The sequence below is a fragment of the Allokutzneria sp. NRRL B-24872 genome, from assembly GCF_002155965.1.
Taxonomy (GTDB): domain Bacteria; phylum Actinomycetota; class Actinomycetes; order Mycobacteriales; family Pseudonocardiaceae; genus Allokutzneria.
Genome location: NZ_MUMH01000064.1, coordinates 63,949 through 81,295, shown reverse-complemented (window position 1 = coordinate 81,295; position 17,347 = coordinate 63,949). Strand labels below are relative to the sequence as shown.

Sequence of the window (17,347 nt, the reverse complement as noted above, 5' to 3'; positions counted from 1 at the left end):
CCGGCATTCGGGGGCTGATCACATGACCCGTTTCCACCGCCGCGGCTTCCTGCACACCGCGTTGGCCGGAGCACTGGTAGCGGCCACACCCGGTTTGGCGTCAGCGGAATCCCCGCGACCTCCACGCACATTCGACACGGCAGCGCTCAGAACTGCGATCACCCGTTTGCTTGGCGGAAACACCGGATGGGCGCAACAGTTCGACCTGCGGCCCATGGAACCGCCGAGCGGCGCTTACGACGTATTCGACATCTCCGGTGAGCGCGGAGCGATCGAACTCAGCGCGAGCAGCCCGGTCGCGCTGATGTCGGGATTCCACTGGTGGCTCAAGCACGTCGCGGGCGGGCACCTGTCGGCCAACGGCGACCGGCTCGACCTGCCGCGCCAGCTGCCCGCGCCGAAGCGGCCGATCACGAAGACGACCGCGCTGACCGACCGCTACGCCTACAACTTCACGGTCTTCGGCTACACCATGCCGTACTGGCACTGGGAGGACTGGGAGCGCGAACTCGACCTGCTCGCGGCCAGCGGCTACAACCGGGTCCTGTCCATGGTCGGCCAGGAGATCATCTGGTACGAGCTGTTCCAGGGCTTCGGGCTCAACGAGTACGAGGTGCGGCAGTGGATCGCGCAGCCAGCGCACCAGCCGTGGCAGTGGTACGGCGAGATCACCGGCTACGACGACGGTGAATCCGCCTACAGCGGCCCGGTCAGCGTCGAGCTGATGCGCAAGCGCGCCGACCTCGGCAGGAAGATCAACGAGCGGATGTGGCAGCTCGGCATCACCCCGGTGCTGCCCGCGTTCATCGGCCACGTGCCCGACCGGGTCTTCGCGCAGCGCAATCCCTTCGCCAAGGTCATCCCGCAGGAGGACTACGGCGGGCACCCCCGGCCGTGGTGGCTCGCGGCGACGGACCCGCTGTGGCCGCAGCTCGCCGAGCAGTTCTACCGCTTGCAGGCCAAGCACTTCGGCACCTCCACGCACTACTCCAACGACCTCATGCACGAGGGCGGGGTGCTCGGCGACGTCAAGATCGGCGACGCCGGGCGCGCGGTGCAGGGCGCGCTCACCAAGGCCGTGCCGAACGCGACGTGGCTCCTCCAGGCGTGGCAAGGGAATCCGCGCAAGGAGTTGATCGAGGCAATCGACAAGGACCGCGTGATCGTGCTCGACCTCGACTCCGACGACGGTCCACTGTGGAACAAGACGAACGCTTTCTGGGGCGCGCCTTGGGCTTGGGGCTCGATCCAGAACTTCGGCGGGCGCCTCGGCATGTTCGGCAACCTCATCGAGCCCGGGCGCACGCTGCCCGCGGTGCGCAAGGCGGCCGACCGGGGGCGGCTCACCGGGACCGCGATGGTGCTGGAGGGGACCTACCACAACCCCGTCGTCGGCGACCTGCTCGCGGAGATGACGTGGCGGGACGAGCCGGTCGAGCTGGACGGTTGGATCGCCGACTACGTGCGGCGGCGCTACGGCACCTCCGACCAGAACGCGCTGACGGCGTGGCGGGTGCTGCTGAACACGGCGTACTCGTACAAGTCGACCAACCACACCAGCGGCGAAGGCCCGCACGAGACGCCGTTCGCCGCCGAACCCTCGTTGACGGTCACGTCCGCGTCGTCGTTCGCGCCGAAGACGTGGCGGTACCCGCCGGAGCAGTTCGAGCCCGCGCTCGCCGCGTTGCTGCGCGTGCACCCGATGCTGAGGCAGCTCACGACCTACCGCTACGACCTGGTCGACGTCACCCGCCAAGTGCTGGCCAACCGGGCTCGGCGCGTGCTCGACCGCGTCCGCACGGCCTACCAGGCGAAGAACCGGCTCGAAGTGGAGCGGCTGGGCGAGCGGTTCCTGCACTACGCCGACCTGACCGATCGCGTTCTCGGCACGCACGAGCAGTGGATGCTCGGGCCGTGGGAGCAGCGGGCGAAGACGTGGGCCAGCACCCCGCTCGAAGAGGAGATCCTGGTGTGGAACGCCAGATCCATCCTCACCATCTGGACGATCAAGGGCTGCGGCGTCTTCCACGAGTACGCCAACCGCGACTGGCACGGGCTGATGGGCGACTACTACCGGGCGCGGTGGCAGCGGTGGTTCACCGAGCTGGCCAAGACCGTGGACCTCGGCGTTCCGCCGGTGTTCACCGACTGGTGCTCACGGGCGGACAACTGGGCACGGCGCGCGGCGGTGCACTCGACCAAGCCGCTCGGCGACACCTACACGATCGCTGCCGGGATCGCGGCGGAGTTGGCGGGTGAAAACGACTAAACCCCTGACGCGCGCCTGTCCGGTTGTGACAGATTTGCCCGGTGCGCGATTTCTTCAAGGGACTTCGGATGTTCGGTCAAGGACTGGGCATTCTTCTCAGCAAACCGAGGCTGCTGCTGATCGGCGCGCTGCCGGCGATCATCACCACGGCGCTGCTGATCGGCGGCCTCGTCACCCTGTTCTTCTCACTGGACGAGCTGGCCGCGTTGATCACGCCGTTCGCCGACACGTGGTCGGAGGGCGCGCGGAACGTCCTGCGGATCGCGGCCTCGGTCGTGCTGTTCGCCTCGGGCCTGATGCTCGGCAGCTTCCTGTTCTCGGCACTCACCCTGGCCATCGGCGGCCCCTTCTACGAGACCATCGCGGAGAAGGTCGAGGACGACCTCGGCGGCGTTCCCGACGCGGTCGACCTCGGCTTCTTCACGTTGCTGGGCCTGGGTATCGCCGACACGTTCCGGCTGCTGCTGCGGTCGCTGCTGTTCACCGTCCCGCTGTTCTTCGCCGGGTTCATCCCGGTGTTCGGCCAGTTCGTCGTCCCGGTGCTGATCGCGCTCGTGACCTCGTGGTTCCTGGCGCTCGAACTGATCGGCGTGCCCTTCTACCGGCGCGGCATGGCGTTGAAGGAGCGGCGCGACCTGCTGCGCAAGCGCCGGATGCTCGGGTTCGGCCTCGGCCTGCCCGCCGCGCTGCTGTGCATGATCCCGATCCTGGGCATCATCGTCATGCCCGTGGCCTTCGTCGGCGGTGTCCTCGTGGCCCGCGAACTCCTCGGCCTGTCCTCCACCGCTCCCGCTCGGGCGTAGCTGTTCGCGTTGTGGCTACTCGTTGCGATTTGGGAGCGCTCTTGTTCGCAAGGAGTAGCCACAACGCTTCAAACTGGCGGTGGTTCGGGGACCGGTCCGCAGTCATGGCCGTCCCGGTTGAGCATTCGGGCCAGCTCGGGGTCGGCGTAGATCGCCATGGTGCTCCGCCACGCCGCGATGATCGCTGCGACCGACTGCGGATCGTCGTCCAGCGCCTGCGCCACTTCGGCGAGCCTCTCCCTCTTCAGCGAAGCCGCGCTGCGCTCCACCATGTCGTTCTCCACCTCGGGTGTGCGTCTTCAAGACTGCTGAACCTCGGGCTCTGGGGTGAGGTCCTTGGTGAGGGCGGTCATGGCGCCCAGGACGTGTTCCTCCGCGACGCGGGCCAGGCGTTTCGAAGCGGTGCCGCGCAGCAGCTCGACGAGTTCGCGGTGTTCGTCGACGACGAGGCCGCGATAGCCCGCGCGACCGAGGCGGATGCGGGTGAGCTGGCAGAGCCGGACCGACGAGCGCAGCGCCAGCCACGCCTCGCTCAGCCTGCGGTGCCGGGCGGCGCGGTAGACGCGGTCGTGGAACTCGATGTCGAGTGCGAGCAGGTCGACGGCGTCGGCGCCGGACTCCACGGCGGCAGCCATGCGGTCGACGACGTCGTCGAGTTCGGCCAGCTCGGCGGGGGTGGCGCGCTGCGCGGCGAGGGTGCTGGCCAGGCGCTCGATCGTGGCGCGGAGGGTGTAGACCTCCTCGGCCACCTCGGGCGTGACGTCGGTGACGCGGGTGCCGCGGTGCCACTCGCTCTGCACCAGGCCCTCGTGCTCAAGCGACGCGAGCGCTTCGCGGACGGCACCCCTGCCGATGCCGAGGGTCGCGGCCAGCTCGACCTCGCGCAGCGCGGCTCCGGGCAGGAACGTGCCGTCGAGGATGGCGTCCCGGATGCGGTCCGCAGCGTCGCCAGCGAGGCCCCGACGCTCCACCTTCTTCATTTTTTCATTCTAGCGTGCCCCGATATGTGCGTATAGCCTGCGACAACGAGAGCTGCACTTGTCCGAATGTCGACATTAGGAGGAGCGCGATGAGCGCACTGCCCAGGTTCCACCTCGCTGTCCCGGTCAACGACATCGACGCGGCGCGCTCCTTCTACGGCGGAGTGCTCGGGCTGGCCGAGGGGCGCTCGGCGCAACGGTGGATCGACTGGAACCTGTACGGCCACCAGTTCGTCACGCATCTGTCCGAAGGGGACGGTGGGGACGCGGCGAGCAATCCCGTTGACGGGCACCAGGTTCCGGTGCCGCACTTTGGTTTGCTGCTGACGATCGAGGACTTCCACGAGCTGGCGGAGCGCATCAGGGGCGCGGGTGTGGAGTTCGTGATCGAGCCGTACCTGCGCTTCGAAGGGCAGCCGGGCGAGCAGTGGACGATGTTCTTCCGCGATCCGGCCGGGAACGCGTTGGAGTTCAAGGCGTTCGCGGACGACTCCCAGGTCTTCGCCAAGTGAGGCGGGTCCTCGTCACGGGCGCCTCGGGAGGCATCGGGCGCGCTATCGCCAGGGCGTTCGCGGCCGACGGGGCCAAGGTCGCGGTGCACTGCTCCTCCCGCCGCGAGGAGGCCGCACGCACCCTCGAAGGGGGTCTGCTCGTCCAAGGTGACATCGCAGATCCCGCGCAGGCCAAGCGAATCGTGGACGAAGCAGCCGCCGGACTCGGCGGACTGGACGTGCTGGTCAACAACGCGGCGACCAACATCGCGCACCCGATCGCCGAAACGTCCTATGCGGACTGGACGGCGGCGTGGCGGCACACGGTGGACGTGAACCTGGTGGGAGCGGCCAATCTCAGCTACTGCGCGGCCCAGATCATGATCGGCCAGAACAGCGGGCGCATCATCAACATCGGTTCACGCGGGGCTTTTCGCGGCGAGCCCGACCACCCCGCCTACGGAGCGAGCAAGGCGGGGCTGCACGCGCTCGGCCAGTCGCTCGCGGTTGCCCTTGCGCCGCACGGGATCGCGGTGACCTCGGTGGCGCCGGGGTTCGTCGAGACCGACCGCGTCGCGGACAGGCTCGCGGGGGCGTCCGGCGAGCGAATCCGCGCTCAGAGTCCCTTCGGCCGGGTCGCGGAGCCGGAGGAGATCGCGGCGGCGGTGCTGTGGCTGGCCTCGCCGGAGGCGCTGTGGGCATCGGGCACGGTCGTGGACCTCAACGGGGCCTCCCACCTGCGCTGACCGGCGGCGCCGTTGAAGCCCTGACCACGAGTTCGGTCGGGAGCACGGTCGGCTTGGGCGCCTTGCGGCCGGACAGCATGCGCAGCGCCAACTCCCCCGCGATGCGCCCCTTGCCGAGCAGGTCCTGCCGAACCGTGGTCAGCGGCGGGTCGAGCAGCCGCGCGGTGGGCGTGTCGTCGAAGCCGACCAGCGACAGGTCGTCCGGGACGCGCAGGCCGAGCTGCCGGGCGGCCGCCGTCGCGGCGGCGGCCAGTTCATCGGACATGCACAGCAGCGCGGTGAGCCCGGGTTCTTCGACGAGCGCGGCGCGCGCGCCCCCGACGGCCTTCTCCCGGTCCATGCCGCTGAACTCCCAGATCGGCACGGAATCCGGGTCGATCCCGGCCGAGGCGATGACGTCGAGGTAGCCGCCCAGCCGCTCGCGGTTGATCCGGAACAGGCTGGCCTCGGCCTCCGCGCGACTGCGCCGACCACCGGGGAAGCCGTACATGCAGTCCTGCGCGAGCACACCGATCCGCCGGTGCCCCAGCTCGACGAGGTGCCGGGCAGCCGCCTCGGAGCCACCACGGTCGTCGATGCCGACAACGGCCGCGCCGGGCAGGCGGGGCTCGTCGATCACCACCAGCGGCAGGCCGCGATCGCGCACGGCTTGCAGCGCGGAAGCCTTGTCGGACAAGGAGTACGACACCATCAGGTCGGCCTGCGCGCGCATCACCCGCTCCGGCCTTGGACCGCCGTCCTCGCCCCCGGGCAACAGCACGAGCGCGTGCTCCCCCGGCGCGATGGCGGTGGCGAAGGCGTCCAGCGTGATCGACAGCGCCGGATCGGAGAAGGCGATGGACAGGTTGGCGTCGAGCATGAACGCGATCGCCCCGGACTGGCTGCGCGCCAGGCTGCGGGCGACCGGGTTCGGCCCCGCGTAGCCGAGGCGCTTGGCCGCGTCGAGCACCCGCGCGCGCAGCTCGGCGGAGAGCTGGTCCGGCCGGTTGTACGCGTTGGACACGGTGGCCCGTGAGACGCCGACCGCCGCCGCGACATCGTCGAGCGTCGGACGCCGACGCCGTGTGACATTCACCATCGCAGTCTAGGACGACCGGAAAGCACTGGACTTACTGAAGCGCTTAAGTCACTGTGGGAAAAGAGAAGGGAGGGGATACGTGATCAACCACAGGATCGCGGTGTTCGTCGTGTTCGCGCTCAACGGGGCCGCTTTCGGCTCGTGGGCGCCGCGCATGCCCGCGCTGGCCGAGACACTGCGCGCGGAGCCGGGCACGCTCGGGCTCGCGCTGCTCGGGGCGAGCGTCGGCATGGTGCTGGCGGCCTCGTTCTGCGGCGGAGCTGTCGAACGCTTCGGCGCGCGGCTGGGGATCGCGGTGCCGCTGCTCGTCGGAGCCGCTGCGCTGCCACTGATCGGCCTGGTCGACTCGATTCCGATGCTGGCGGCGGTGTTGCTGGTGCTCGGTGCGGCGACCGGGGTCGTCGACGTGGCGATGAACGTGGCCGGGGTGGCGATCGAGCGCGCGGGCGGCAAGGCGGTCATGCCGGTGCTGCACGCGGGCTTCAGCGTCGGAGCGATGCTCGGCGCGGGTGGCGCCGCTCTCGCAGCCAGGCAGGACTTGTCGGTCGCGAAGCACCTGGGCGTCGTCGCGGTGATCACCGCGCTCGTGCTCTTCGTGGTGATCAGGGCGGTGCCGACGACCACGGCCGCCGCGTCGGAACAACCCGCTCTGACCGGCAAGGTCGCGGGGCGGCCGGTGTTGTGGCTGCTCGCCAGCATCGCGCTGTGCTCGGCCATCGCCGAGGGCGGGAGCGCGGACTGGTCGGCGTTGTTGCTGGTCACCGAGCACGGATTGGCACAGGACGCCGCGGCGCTCGGCTATGCCGCCTTCGCGGGGTCGATGGCGATCGCCAGGTTCGCGGGCGCGTGGACGCAGAACCGCTTCGGAGCCGCGAAGACCCTGGGTTTCGGGGCCGTCGTGGCCTCGGCCGGACTGCTCATCTCCGCACTCGTGCCAGGCGGCGGCTACGTGGGCTTCGTGATGGCCGGAGCCGGTCTCGCGGGAGCTTTCCCGATCGCGCTCGGCCTGGCCGGAGCGGCGGGCAGGCGGCCGGACGGCAGCGGTGGTGAGCGCGAGATCGCGTTCGTCTCCGCGTTGGCCTACAGCGGTTTCCTGTTCGGACCGCCGATGATCGGCGGGATCGCGCAGCTGACCTCGCTGTCGCTGTCCTTCGTCGCGGTCGGGCTGACCACCGCGTTGATCGCTCCAGCGGCAGTGGCCGCGACCCGCTCCCTTGCGAGGGAACGAGCCGCGGCCGAGGAGGTCAGGACCGCGGTTCCCAGCGGAACCACCTGAGCGCGGCGTAGACCGCGAGCACCGCCCACAGCAGCGAAGCACCCGCGGCGGGCCCGGCGGAGACCAGCTGGTCGACGAATCCGACCGACTTGCCGTCCCAGGTCACCCCGAGCCAGCCGGTGCGCAGCAGCTCGGCGACCCCGCCGCCCGGCAGGGCAATGGAGATCCAGTGCGCCACCTGGTTGTCCGCGAGGAACGAGCTGGCTGCGGCACCGGCGGCCACCATGAAGATCGGCAGCGTGGTGAGCTGCGCGTTCTCCGGGGTCTTGGTGAACACCGTCGAGGCCATGCCCGCCGCGGCGAACAGCGCCAGCCCGATCAGCACGCCCACGGCGAACAGCAGCGGGTTCACCGGGATCGGCGCACCCGCGGCCATCGCGATGATCGCGAGCACCAGGGACTGCGCGAAACCCAGCACCAGCACGGGTCCCACCGTGCCGGCCAGCACGCCGAAGTCGGTCAGCTCGCCGCTGCGCAGGCGCTTCAGGAACAGGTCCTGCCTGCGCGCGGTGAGCGTGGTGGTGATGGTGATGTAGACGGTCATCAGCAGCACCAACATGATCTGCAGCGTGACCACGACGCCCCAGCCGCCCCCGCCGAACGAGGTGCCCTGGTAGGCCATGTAGCCACCGAGCCCCAGCGGGAACGCGATGGCCATGAACATGACCGTCCGGTTGCGCCACAACAACTTCAGCTCGGTTCCCCCGAGCGCGAGCACCCTCATGCCGCCTCTCCCATCCGCTCGGCCACCTGGTGGAAGACGTCCTCCAGCGAGGCGTGGTGCGCGCGCAGGCGCCCCAGATCGGCCCCGCGCTGGTCCGCCCAGGACAGCAGCGCGCTCAGATCGTGTTGCAGGCGCGCGGAGTTCAGCTCGATCCGGCCCGCGTTGTTGGTGAAGTTGGACATCCCCGGCAGCACGGGCAGCTCGGTCACCGAGATCCCGTGCGGCAGGTCGAAGGCGATCCGCGCCGGATGCGCCGCGAGCACCTCGTCCAGCGTCCCGTGCACGCTGATCCGACCTTTGTCCATGATGGACAGCCGGTTGGCCAGCGTCTCGGCCTCCTCCAGGTAGTGCGTGGTGAGCAGCACCGTCGTCCCCTCGACGAGCAGCCCGCGCACGACCTCCCACGTGCGCTTGCGCGACTCCGGGTCGAGCCCGGTGGTCGGCTCGTCCAGGAACAGCACCTCCGGCCGGTTGAGCACGGCGAGCGCCAGATCGAGCCGCCTGCGCTCACCGCCGGAGAGCTGCTTCACCGCGACGTCCGCGCGGTGCCCGAGGTCCAGCAGCTCCAGCACGTCCAGCCGCCCCCGACGGGCAGTGGTGATCTTCCCCCACAGCTGGAGCGTTTCGGCGACCGTCAGGTCACCCGCGAAACCGCTGTCCTGCAACATGACCCCGATCCGCGAGCGCAGGCGCCCCCGGTCGGCCACCGGGTCGAGGCCGAGCACCCGCACGGTCCCCCCGGACGCGCGCCGATGACCTTCCAAGGTCTCGACCGCCGTTGTCTTTCCCGCGCCGTTCGTGCCGAGCAGCGCGTACAGCTCGCCCGGACGGACTTGCAGGTCGATCCCCCGCACCGCCTCGAACGAGCCGTAGGCGCACCGGAGCCCGACGGCGTCGATCGCGTATTCGTTCACAGGACAAAGCCTGCTCGACCTGCGGCTCTGCCAGTAGTGCGCGCGATCATCACTCCGGGCGGCGCCCTGCGTTGCGGCCGTACTGACAAATGTCATCGGCAGTAGCGTTGCCCGCGTGCCCCCACCGGAACCGCTCCTGGAGAAGCGCCTCCGCGCCGTCCACACCTACACGAAGTGGTCGCTGCTGGGCAGCGTGCTGGTCTTCGCGCTCGTGCCGCTGCTGGTCCTGTTGTTCAAGGGTTCGGGGCTGTGGACCATTCCTCTTGCCGCACTCCAGATCGTGTTCACGGTGTTCGTCGGGCGGCTGACGCTGCGCGGGCTGAGCGAGTACGGCACCGTTCGCTGGACCGACCGCGAACTGCTGGTCACGCTGGCGTTGTCGCTGGTCTCGGCCGCGGTGCTGATCCCGACCGCTGAGCCCACCTACTCGGCGTGGGCCGCGTTCAGCCCCGCCGCGGCGGCAGGTGCGGCGGCGGCCGTTCTGCCGAGCCCGGCGCGATGGGTGCAGACGGCGGTGATGGCCGGGCTGACGGCGCTGATCGGCCTCGTGCAGCCGTACCTCTACTGGACGGTGTGCATCGTCGTCGTGGCGCTGGTCTCGATGATCACGGTGTCGCAGGCGTGGTTGTGGGACGTGACGGAACAGGTCAACGCCGCGCGCTCCACGGAGTCGGAGCTGGCCGTCGCCAACGAGCGGCTGCGCTTCGCGGCTGACCTGCATGACGTGCTCGGGCACAGCCTCGAAGTGATCGCGATGAAGGCCGAGCTGGCGGTGCGGCTGCCCGATGACGAGCGTGCGCGGGCGACCATGGCCGAGGTGCGGCAGACCGCCCACGACGCGCTCAGCGAGGTCAGGGATGTCGTGCGCGGCTACCGCCGGGTCGACCTCGCGACGGAGCTGGGCGGAATCCGATCGCTGCTCGAAGCGGCCGGAATCGCTTGCCGCATAACGGGTTCTCTGCCGTCCTCACACCAGCCGCTGTTCGGCGCCGTGCTGCGCGAGGCGATCACCAACGTGCTGCGGCACGCGGCGGCGACGCGTTGCGAGATCACCTTCGACGGCTCAGCCGTGACCGTGCTCAACGACGGCGTTGCGGGCGCTCCGCAGGACGGCACCGGCACGGGGCTGACCGGGCTCGCGGCTCGGGTGCACGCGGTGGGCGGCCGGTTCACGGCGGGCGCGGAGCCCGGCGGGACGTTCCGGGTCAGCGCGGAGATCCCCGTGGTTCGGGAGGAGAAGCCATGATCAGGTTGCTGCTGGCCGACGACGAGCACCTGATCCGGGGCGCGGTGGCCGCGCTGCTCGCGCTGGAGCCGGACATCGACGTGGTGGCCGAGGTCGCCGACGGGCCGTCCGCGCTGAAGGCCGCGAAGGAGCTGCGCCCGGACGTGGCCATGCTCGACCTGGAGATGCCGGACATGGACGGGATCGAGCTGGCCGAGGCGCTGCGCGACGAGCTGCCGACGACCCGGATCGCGATCGTCACCAGGCACGCGCGGCCGGGCGTGCTGCACCGCGCGCTCAACGCCGGGGTGCTCGCGTTCGTGCCGAAGACCGCGCAGGCCCAGTCGCTCGCGGACGTGGTGCGCAAGGTCAACGCGGGTCAGCGCTGCATCGACCCCGACCTGGCGACGCAGGCGCTGCTGGCCGGGCCGTGCCCGCTGACCCCGCGCGAGCTGGACGTGCTGCGCGAGAGCCGCGAGGGCGCGACCGTGCAGGTCATCGCGCAGCGGCTGCACCTGACGCAGGGCACCGTGCGCAACTACCTGTCGACGGCGATGACCAAGCTCGACGCCGACACCCGGTACGAGGCCGCCCAGCGCGCGTGGGAGCTGGGCTGGCTGTGACAGCTCCGTTATCGCTCGTACAGGTAATACCCAGCTAACGCACAGAAGCTGCGGCACATGAGACGTGCCGTGCTGATCAACGTGCTGTTGATCTTGATTGTGCTGGTGGCGGGCTTCTTCGCGGTCCGCCTGCTGTTCCCGGGCCAGTCCGCCCAGGGCGCGGCGCCGCGCACGGTCCCGGTCAGCACCGGCTCGGTCAGCGCGACGGTCTCGGCGGCGGGCACGGTGCAGAGCGCCTCGACGGTCGGCGTGAACTTCGGCACGAGCGGGACCGTCAAGAAGATCTCCGTCAAGGTCGGCGACAAGGTCTCCGCTGGCCAGGAGCTTGCCAGGCTGGACGCGACCGCGTTGCAGAGCAAGGTCGACCAGGCCGCCGCGAGCGTGGACGCCGCGCAGGCCGCGCTCAACGCGGTGAAGGCCGATGACACGGCGACGCTCGCCCAGCGCAAGAGCCAGCTCACGCAGGCCAAGGCCGCGCTGACCGAGGCGAAGGCGAACCTGTCGTCCTCGGTGCTGAAGGCGCCCGCCGAGGGCACGGTCGTGTCGATCTCCGGCTCCGTTGGCAATCCCGCCGGTTCTTCGTCGGGCGGGTCCTCCTCCGGCGGCTCGTCATCGGCCAACTCCTCCTCGTCCTCGTCGTCCTCCAGCACGACGAGCGGCTTCGTGGTGCTGTCCGACCTGGTGAACTTCCAGGTGAAGGCGAACATCGCGGAGATCGACACCTCCCGGCTGAAGGTCGACCAGGAGTCAACGGTCACCATCAACGCGTTGCCCGACAAGCAGTTCCCCGCGAGGGTCAGCCAGATCGATCTCACGCCCACGACCAGCGGGAACGTCGTGCAGTACGGCGTGACGCTGAGCCTGAACCAGGTGCCGGAAGGGCTCAAGCCCGGGCAGTCCGCGAGCGTCCAGGTCGTGGTGGCCAAGGTCGACAACGCGGTGACCGTGCCGAGCTTCGCCGTGCAGTCCACCGGCGGCGCGCACCGGGTGTCCGTGTGGAGCAACGGCCAGCAGTCGGTGCGCGCGGTCCAGGTCGGCGTGAAGGGCGAGCAGTCGACGCAGATCACCTCCGGGCTGACGGAGGGCGAGCTGGTCGTGATCCCCACCGCGACGGCCAACACCCAGCAGCAACAACTCCCGGGCGGAGGCGGACGCGTTCAGTTCGGCGGGGGCGGCGGTGGCGGTTTTGGCGGCGGTGGCGGTCCGGGTGGGAACCGATGACGGCTCCGGTCATCGAGATCAAGGGCCTGCGCAAGACCTACGGCAGCGGTGACACCGCCGTGCACGCGCTGCGCGGGGTGGATCTGACCGTGCACCGGGGCGACTACGTGGCGATCATGGGCGCGTCAGGCTCCGGCAAGTCGACGATGCTGAACATCCTGGGCTGCCTCGACGTGCCCAGCGGCGGGCGCTACAAGCTCGACGGCATCGACATCGGCAGCTTCAACGAGACGCAGTTGTCCCTGCTGCGCAACAGGAAGCTCGGATTCGTCTTCCAGTCGTTCAACCTCATCCCGCGCGTGTCGGCACTGGGCAACGTGGAGCTGCCGATGACCTACGCGGGGCTCGGCCGCAAGCAACGGCGCGAGCGGGCGTCGGCGGCGCTGGAGCTGGTGGGGCTCAGCGACCGCGCGCACCACATGCCCAACGAGCTCTCCGGCGGCCAGCAGCAGCGCGTCGCGGTGGCGCGGGCTTTGGTGAACGCGCCCGCGGTGGTGCTCGCCGACGAGCCGACCGGCAACCTGGACAGCAAGAGCAGCAACGACCTGCTCGGCGTGCTGGGCAGGCTCAACGCGCTCGGCAGGACGATCGTGATGATCACGCACGAGAACGATGTCGCCGCGCACGCCCGCCGCGTCGTGCGGCTCGTGGACGGCGAGATCACCTCCGACCACCGGCAGGCGCCGCTATGAGCCCGCTCGAAGTGCTCCGGTTCGCCGTGAAAGGCTTGCTGGCCAACAAGATGCGGTCGGTTCTGACGACGCTCGGGATCAGCATCGGCGTGGCGGCGGTGATCCTGCTGACCGCCGTGGGCAACGGCGCGTCCAAGGCGATCGAGAACAGCATCGCCGGACTCGGCACGAACCTGCTCACCGTCTCCCCGATGCGGGGCGGAGCCGTGACCGCGCCCCGACCGCTGACCGTTGCCGACGCGGAAGCCTTGGCGGACAAGCGGATCGCGCCGGACGTCCGCAGCGTCTCGCCCGTGGTGTCCGCGCAGGCGACCGCGACCTACCGAGGGCTCAGCCACAGCGTCGGGCAGGTCATCGGTACACGCCCGAGCTACTTCGACGCCACGAGCAGTCCCGTCGGCTCGGGCGCGGCGTTCTCCGACAGCGACGTCGCTGACGCGCGCAAGGTCGTGGTGATCGGGCAGACCGTCGCCCAGGAGCTGTTCGCCGGCGATGACCCGCTGGGCAAGCAGATCCAGCTCAACAACATCCCGTTCACCGTCGCGGGAGTGTTGGCGCAGAAGGGCTCCAGCGGTCTCCAGAACGCCGACGACACCGTGGTCGCGCCGCTGACCACGTTGCAGTACGCGCTGACCGGGACGGGCAGCCTCAACCAGGTCGTCGTGCAGGCGGAGTCAGCCGAGGTGATCACGGCCGCGCAGAACCAGATCACCGCCGTGCTCAACCAGCGGCACGGCATCACCGGATCGTCCACTTCGGACTTCCGCGTGCAGAACCAGCAGCAACTGCTCAGCACCCGCACCCAGGCGGTGGACGTGTTCACCACGCTGCTCGCCGCCGTCGCCGGGATCTCCCTGCTGGTGGGCGGGATCGGCATCACCAACATCATGCTGGTCACGGTCACCGAGCGGATCAGGGAGATCGGCATCCGCAAGGCCATCGGCGCCCCGCGCGGCGCGATCTCCGGCCAGTTCCTCGCCGAGGCGACGCTGCTGAGCATGATCGGCGGCGCGATCGGCGTGCTCGCCGGCTGGGTGGGCAGCCGGTTCAGCTTCTCCGGCATCCAGCCCGAGGTGCTGCCGTCCTCGGTGCTGCTCGCGTTCGGCGTGTCCGTGCTCATCGGACTGTTCTTCGGCAGTTACCCCGCGAGCCGGGCGGCCCGGCTGCGCCCGATCGAAGCCCTTCGGCATGAGTGAGGCTGGGATGTCCACCGACCCCGAGAAGCTGCTGACCAGCGAACTCGACAGCGGCGACCTGAACGAGCGCCTGGCCGTCGCCGGGCGCGGCACCAGCAGGCTGACGCTCGTGCTGGCCGCCGCCGCGCTCGCCGTCGTGTCCTTCCTCGGCGGCATCGCCATGCACTCCGCGCTCGGCGGCCGGTCCCCCGCCGTGCGACAGCCTCAAGCCCAACAGCCGCAGCAGCAACCCCAGCAGCAGGGCCGCGGCGGCACCGCGGGCACGATCTCGCGGGTCGAGGGCGACGCGGTCTACATCAAGGGCCGCGACGGCCAGGAGGTCAAGGTCGTGCTCTCCGCGCAGACCTCCGTGCTGATCACGCAACGCGGCTCCGCCCGCGACCTCGCCCCCGGCGACACCGTTGCCGTGCAAGGAGAACGAGGCGAGGACGGAACCGTCACCGCGCGTCAGGTCACCGAACAACCCCCTGGCCGCTAGCCGCGAGGACGGACTTGGTCAGGGCGGTGATGCGCCCGGCGGCGGTGGCCCACGGAGTGCCCTGCGGGTGCAGGGTCAGCACGACGACGATCTTGCGGTCCCCCTCGCCCACGAGGCCGGAGGTGTGCAGCGCGGGGCTGCGCAGGTCGATCTCGTTCACCGCCGCGCCCTCCCCGGTGACGACGCACTTCTCCCCGCGCGGCGGCTCCGGGTAGCCGGACCACCCCTGCTTGACGGCCCACGGCCGGGGCAGCGCGCGGGGAATCCCGAAGTACTGGTCGCGCTCGTCTGTCGCACATTGTGTGGACTTGCGGAGGTTGCCGAGAACGAACTCACGGAACTGCTGCGGTGCCTTCTCCAGCAGGTAGCGGTAGACCTTGACGACGTCGGAGGCGCTGACGGCGGTGTAGCCCCACCAGTTCGGGTCGGCGGGCGGCTGCGTCTCGGTGAGCCCGATCAGCCGCACCATGCGGTGCACGATCTCGTTGAGCCCGTTGCGCTCCCACAGGATCGAGGCCGCCGTGTCGTCGCTGGAGCGCAGCATCGGCTCCAGCAGCGCAAGATCGATGTCGGGGACCGGCGTGCCGACTCCGCGCCTGGTCAGGTAGTCCAGCGCGATCAGGATCTTCACCAGGGACGCGGAGCGGAACCGCGTCGTGGCCTCGTGCTGCACCGTGAACTGACCGCTCCCCCGGTCGAAGACCGCGAACCCCGTCGTCACCCCCGGCGGGATCTCGACCGCGGGCGCGGCCACCGCCTGGGGCGCCATCGCCGTGCTCAGCGCCATTGCCGCCGCGACCACTCTGGTCCTCACGTCGCCTCCCTCGTCCGGGAATCCCGAAGCTAGGTCGCGGCGGCTCGCGCGGTCTGTGCTCTTCGGCGGAGGCCAAACGTTTCATCTGTAGGTTCACCTCATGCCGATCCTCATCTACGCGCCCGGTTCGCGGGGCGACGTCGCGCCGTTCACCGGCCTGGGCGTCCGCCTGCGCGAAGCCGGCTACGACGTCGCGGTGGCCACCTACGCCGAGTTCGGCGGTTTCGTCCGCGACGCGGGCCTGGAGTTCCGGAGCATCCCCGGCGACCCGCGCGGCATCGGCGCGACGCCGGAGGGCCAGCGGTGGCAGGAGGGCGGCGGCGGTCCGCTCGGCACACTGCGGATGATCAAGGTGTTCCGCGAGCACATCGCCGAGCTGAACGACGGGATCTTCAGCGCGGGTGCCGAGGGCGCGGACCTGGTGCTCTCCAACAGCATGGCGGTCTTCACGGCCTACCACGTGGCACAGGGCCTGCGCGTTCCGCTGATCGCCACGCCGTTGCAGCCGTGGTTGCCGACGGCGGACTCCGCGCCGGACATGCTGGTGCCGTTCCCGCTCGGGCCGTGGGGCAACCGCGCGGTCGGCCGCATCTCGCTGCTGACCGGCGAGCAGGTGATGAACAAGGGCGTCGCCGCCGAGCGCGCGCGGTTGGGGCTGCCCAAGTCCGGGCTCGGCGCGCTGACCACCTCGGTCATGCGGCGCGAGCTCCCGGTGATCAACGGCTTCAGCCCGGTGGTCGCGCCCAAGCTCAGCGACTGGACGGACGCCGAGGACGGAGTCGGCTTCTGGTGGCCCGCGAGCCGCCCGGACTGGGCACCGCCCGCCGCGCTCTCCGACTTCCTCGCGGCCGGACCGCCGCCGGTCTACATCGGCTTCGGCAGCCGCGAGTTCTCCGATCCGGCGAAGCTGAACGACCTGGTGGCGCACGCCATCAAGCTCGCGGGCGTCCGCGCGGTCGTACAGGCGGGCTGGGCGGGGCTCGACCTCAACAGCGACGACGTGATGACGATCGGCGAGGCCCCGCACGAGTGGCTCTTCCCGCGCATGGCCGCGCTGGTGCACCACTGCGGAGCTGGCACGACCGGAGCCGGACTGCGCGCGGGCGTCCCCGCCGTCGGCGTCCCGGCGATCACCGACCAGCCGTTCTGGGCGAAGCGCATGGAGGCGATCGGCGCGAGCCCAGGCTGGGTGCCGTTCAACGAGCTGAGCGCCGAACGCCTCGCCGAGTTGATCAAGGCGGCTCCTCGGCACGCCGCGCGCACTCGCGAGCTGAGCGCGCTGGTGCGGGCCGAGGACGGCGCGGGCGAGGTCGTGCGGCGGGTCAGTCGCCTGCTGGGCTGAGCGCGGAGTCGTAGTCGCGGCGGTTCGCCTCGATCTCATCGATGTGATCCGCCGCCCACCACGCCAGCTGGAGCGCGGTGCCGAGCAGCGTCCGCCCCAGCTCGGTGAGCGCGTACTCGACCTTCGGCGGCACCGAGGGGTGCACGGTCCTGCCGACGAGCCCGTCGCGTTCGAGTTGGCGCAGCGTCAGCGTGAGCATCCGCTGCGAGATCCCGGTGACGCTGCGGTGCAGCTCGCCGAAGCGCATCGTGCCCTCGCGGAGCGTGCCGATCACCAGCAGCGTCCACTTGTCGCCGACCCGCGCGAGCACCTGGAGCACCCTGCGGCAGGTCTCCTCGTCGGCGTCGGTCCTCAGTGCGAGCACGTCCCGTTCGGTCATCACGCACTCCCGTGTTCGTAGCGCACATCAATGTGCCTTCTTGCGCGGCGGTCCAATACTTACTGATGATGCGTCTACGCACAACTAGTAACTATC

General features: G+C 70.2%; 19 protein-coding genes. 12 read left to right on the top strand and 7 right to left on the bottom strand.

The window, feature by feature from the left end; translation table 11 throughout:
* Positions 1 to 22 precede the first annotated feature (22 nt).
* Together CCN37_RS17585 and CCN37_RS17580 are read left to right on the top strand one after the other, a co-directional pair.
* Positions 23 to 2,269, top strand: a complete 2,247-nt coding sequence (locus CCN37_RS17585) for an alpha-N-acetylglucosaminidase (protein ID WP_086821865.1) — start codon at positions 23 to 25, stop codon at positions 2,267 to 2,269.
* Between the two features lie 41 nt (positions 2,270 to 2,310).
* On the top strand, positions 2,311 to 3,072 hold the full coding sequence (locus tag CCN37_RS17580) for an EI24 domain-containing protein (protein WP_086821863.1): 762 nt from the start codon (positions 2,311 to 2,313) through the stop codon (positions 3,070 to 3,072).
* A gap of 68 nt (positions 3,073 to 3,140) precedes the next feature.
* Here the strand turns inward: CCN37_RS17580 and CCN37_RS17575 are convergent, their stop codons facing one another.
* Both CCN37_RS17575 and CCN37_RS17570 read right to left on the bottom strand, forming a co-directional pair.
* Complete coding sequence (locus CCN37_RS17575; RefSeq protein WP_143261658.1) at positions 3,141 to 3,344, bottom strand: hypothetical protein; 204 nt, start codon at positions 3,342 to 3,344, stop codon at positions 3,141 to 3,143.
* Positions 3,345 to 3,371: 27 nt separating this feature from the next.
* Positions 3,372 to 4,052, bottom strand: coding sequence for a GntR family transcriptional regulator (locus CCN37_RS17570; protein WP_086821859.1), 681 nt, complete (start codon positions 4,050 to 4,052; stop codon positions 3,372 to 3,374).
* A gap of 89 nt (positions 4,053 to 4,141) precedes the next feature.
* On the opposite strand from CCN37_RS17570, the gene CCN37_RS17565 reads away from it, so the two are divergent.
* Both CCN37_RS17565 and CCN37_RS17560 read left to right on the top strand, forming a co-directional pair.
* Positions 4,142 to 4,564, top strand: coding sequence for a VOC family protein (locus tag CCN37_RS17565; protein WP_086821858.1), 423 nt, complete (start codon positions 4,142 to 4,144; stop codon positions 4,562 to 4,564).
* On the top strand, positions 4,561 to 5,289 hold the full coding sequence (locus CCN37_RS17560) for an SDR family NAD(P)-dependent oxidoreductase (RefSeq protein WP_086821857.1): 729 nt from the start codon (positions 4,561 to 4,563) through the stop codon (positions 5,287 to 5,289). The genes CCN37_RS17565 and CCN37_RS17560 overlap by 4 nt, the downstream gene beginning before the upstream one ends.
* Here the strand turns inward: CCN37_RS17560 and CCN37_RS17555 are convergent.
* Positions 5,264 to 6,364, bottom strand: a complete 1,101-nt coding sequence (locus CCN37_RS17555) for a LacI family DNA-binding transcriptional regulator (protein WP_086822100.1) — start codon at positions 6,362 to 6,364, stop codon at positions 5,264 to 5,266. The genes CCN37_RS17560 and CCN37_RS17555 overlap by 26 nt on opposite strands.
* A gap of 85 nt (positions 6,365 to 6,449) precedes the next feature.
* Here CCN37_RS17555 and CCN37_RS17550 point away from each other — a divergent pair, with 85 nt between their 5' ends.
* A complete protein-coding gene (locus tag CCN37_RS17550) occupies positions 6,450 to 7,643 on the top strand; it encodes an MFS transporter (RefSeq protein ID WP_086822097.1) in 1,194 nt (397 codons plus the stop codon).
* Here the strand turns inward: CCN37_RS17550 and CCN37_RS17545 are convergent.
* Both CCN37_RS17545 and CCN37_RS17540 read right to left on the bottom strand, forming a co-directional pair.
* Positions 7,612 to 8,367, bottom strand: a complete 756-nt coding sequence (locus tag CCN37_RS17545; RefSeq protein ID WP_143261657.1) for an ABC transporter permease — start codon at positions 8,365 to 8,367, stop codon at positions 7,612 to 7,614. The genes CCN37_RS17550 and CCN37_RS17545 overlap by 32 nt on opposite strands.
* Positions 8,364 to 9,281, bottom strand: coding sequence for an ABC transporter ATP-binding protein (locus CCN37_RS17540; RefSeq protein ID WP_246843107.1), 918 nt, complete (start codon positions 9,279 to 9,281; stop codon positions 8,364 to 8,366). Before CCN37_RS17540 ends, CCN37_RS17545 begins: the two co-directional genes overlap by 4 nt.
* Before the next feature lie 115 nt (positions 9,282 to 9,396).
* Here CCN37_RS17540 and CCN37_RS17535 point away from each other — a divergent pair, with 115 nt between their 5' ends.
* Genes CCN37_RS17535 through CCN37_RS17510 form a run of 6 tightly spaced genes read left to right on the top strand, consistent with a single transcriptional unit; the run spans position 9,397 to position 14,716 of the window.
* Positions 9,397 to 10,527, top strand: a complete 1,131-nt coding sequence (locus CCN37_RS17535; RefSeq protein WP_086821854.1) for a sensor histidine kinase — start codon at positions 9,397 to 9,399, stop codon at positions 10,525 to 10,527.
* A complete protein-coding gene (locus CCN37_RS17530) occupies positions 10,524 to 11,129 on the top strand; it encodes a DNA-binding response regulator (protein ID WP_086821853.1) in 606 nt (201 codons plus the stop codon). The genes CCN37_RS17535 and CCN37_RS17530 overlap by 4 nt, the downstream gene beginning before the upstream one ends.
* A gap of 57 nt (positions 11,130 to 11,186) precedes the next feature.
* Complete coding sequence (locus CCN37_RS17525; RefSeq protein WP_246843106.1) at positions 11,187 to 12,350, top strand: efflux RND transporter periplasmic adaptor subunit; 1,164 nt, start codon at positions 11,187 to 11,189, stop codon at positions 12,348 to 12,350.
* Entirely contained in the window at positions 12,347 to 13,042 is a 696-nt protein-coding gene (locus CCN37_RS17520) for an ABC transporter ATP-binding protein (protein ID WP_086821852.1), read from the top strand. Before CCN37_RS17525 ends, CCN37_RS17520 begins: the two co-directional genes overlap by 4 nt.
* Positions 13,039 to 14,238, top strand: a complete 1,200-nt coding sequence (locus CCN37_RS17515; RefSeq protein ID WP_086821851.1) for an ABC transporter permease — start codon at positions 13,039 to 13,041, stop codon at positions 14,236 to 14,238. The genes CCN37_RS17520 and CCN37_RS17515 overlap by 4 nt, the downstream gene beginning before the upstream one ends.
* A gap of 7 nt (positions 14,239 to 14,245) precedes the next feature.
* On the top strand, positions 14,246 to 14,716 hold the full coding sequence (locus CCN37_RS17510) for a DUF5666 domain-containing protein (RefSeq protein WP_086821850.1): 471 nt from the start codon (positions 14,246 to 14,248) through the stop codon (positions 14,714 to 14,716).
* On the opposite strand, the gene CCN37_RS17505 is transcribed toward CCN37_RS17510, so the two are convergent.
* Positions 14,691 to 15,530 carry a serine hydrolase gene (locus CCN37_RS17505; RefSeq protein ID WP_086821849.1) on the bottom strand — a complete coding sequence of 280 codons (840 nt, stop codon included), beginning with the start codon at positions 15,528 to 15,530 and terminating at the stop codon, positions 14,691 to 14,693. The genes CCN37_RS17510 and CCN37_RS17505 overlap by 26 nt on opposite strands.
* Positions 15,531 to 15,630: 100 nt before the next feature.
* On the opposite strand from CCN37_RS17505, the gene CCN37_RS17500 reads away from it, so the two are divergent.
* On the top strand, positions 15,631 to 16,872 hold the full coding sequence (locus CCN37_RS17500) for a glycosyltransferase (RefSeq protein WP_086821848.1): 1,242 nt from the start codon (positions 15,631 to 15,633) through the stop codon (positions 16,870 to 16,872).
* On the opposite strand, the gene CCN37_RS17495 is transcribed toward CCN37_RS17500, so the two are convergent.
* On the bottom strand, positions 16,853 to 17,251 hold the full coding sequence (locus tag CCN37_RS17495) for a helix-turn-helix domain-containing protein (protein ID WP_086821847.1): 399 nt from the start codon (positions 17,249 to 17,251) through the stop codon (positions 16,853 to 16,855). The genes CCN37_RS17500 and CCN37_RS17495 overlap by 20 nt on opposite strands.
* Positions 17,252 to 17,347 lie beyond the last annotated feature (96 nt).